Genomic DNA, 1451 nt, shown 5'->3' on the forward strand with positions numbered 1-1451 from the left:
TAAAGAACTTCCCAATGACGATGTCAAGCCGTCGTCGTGACGGTCGGTAGGATCTGGTAGCACGCTCCGTCGCGGATCATCGCCCATAGAACATTGGCTCTGCGGCGGGCAAGAGCCAGCAGCGCCTGCTTGTGCCCCTTCCCCTCATTCCGCTTGCGCCAGTAGTAGCTGTGCGACGCAGGGCACGATCTCAGGCTGGCCATCGAGGACAGGTAGAAGGCTCGAAGCAGGCCGCGGTGGTAGCGGCGGGGCCTGCGCATGTTGCCGCTGACGCGGCCGGAGTCACGAGGCACAGGAGCCAGGCCAGCAAAGGAGGCGAGGCGGTCGGGGGTGCCGAAAGCCTCCATGTCTCCACCGGTGGCGGCGATGAACTCGGCGCCGAGCAGCGCCCCCATGCCGGGCAGAGAGCGAATCACCTCGGCATGCGGATGCTCATGAAAGCGCGCCTCAATGAGTGCGTCGAGCTCGGCAATCTCTTCATCAAGGGCCATCACCCCTTTCGCCAGGCGGGCCACCATCGCCGCCGCCAGCTTCTCGCCGGGTAGTGCGGTGTGCTGCGACCGGGCTGCCTCAACCACGGTCTCGGCGAGAGCGCCGGCGTTCTTGACCTTGCGGTTTTTCAGCCAGGTGCCGATCCGGCTGACACCGCTGCGGCGGATCGCGGCCGGTGTCTGATAGCCGGCCAGCAGGACGACCGGGCCCTTCTTGCTCAAGTTCAGTGCCCGTTCCAAGGCCGGGAAGATCTCAAGGAGTTGGGCTCGGAGCCGGTTGATCTGCCGGGTGCGATCGTTGACCAGGTCGGTGCGACGTGCGGTCAGGGTGCGGAGATCGACGGCTATCTCGTCACCGGGCCGCAAGAGACCGAGGTCCTTGCGCATGCGGGCCTGGTCGGCGATGACGAAGGCATCCTTCTCATCCGTCTTGCCCTGACCCCGGTATGCAGTCGACGCCTGGTGCACCGCCAGGCCGGTGATATAGACCATCGGCTGGCCGTGGCTGAGCAGCAAGCCGATCAGCAGAGCGGCACCGCCGTGGTTGATATCCACCGCCCACAGAACCTCGCCGGAGAGCGTCAGCACGTCTGAGATCAGCTCCAGCAGGGCCGTCTCATCGTTGAGGACTCGGCGCGAGAGCAGTCGCTCGCCCCGTGCATCCAGCACCACGCAGTGGTGATGTTCCTTGCCGATGTCCACTCCGGCCCAGATCTGGGGCACGGTCACCTCCGCCAGCTCGTCGTCCAAGAACCAGTCCCGCAGACGACCTCGCCGACGTTGTCCTACGAAGCGATCGAGTCGCGTATCCCAATTAGCGGTCGAGTCGTCGCGGGGCTCCGGGCGGCCAAGTTCTTTGAGCCATCCAACGGCGACAAGCTCACAGCCATACCCAGAACCCCCGGATCCGCCGATCTTACGAATGACCGACTCAGACCCACACTTGGAAGGTAGGACAAG

General features: G+C 64.8%; 1 protein-coding gene. It reads right to left on the reverse strand.

Annotated features, from left to right (window positions below; genetic code table 11):
- Positions 1-23 precede the first annotated feature (23 nt).
- Entirely contained in the window at positions 24-1220 is a 1197-nt protein-coding gene (locus AB0O21_RS40440; RefSeq protein ID WP_365181022.1) for an IS110 family transposase, read from the reverse strand.
- Between the last annotated feature and the right edge of the window lie 231 nt (positions 1221-1451).

This window comes from Streptomyces sp. NPDC091371, assembly GCF_040684275.1.
Classification (GTDB): Bacteria; Actinomycetota; Actinomycetes; order Streptomycetales; family Streptomycetaceae; genus Streptomyces.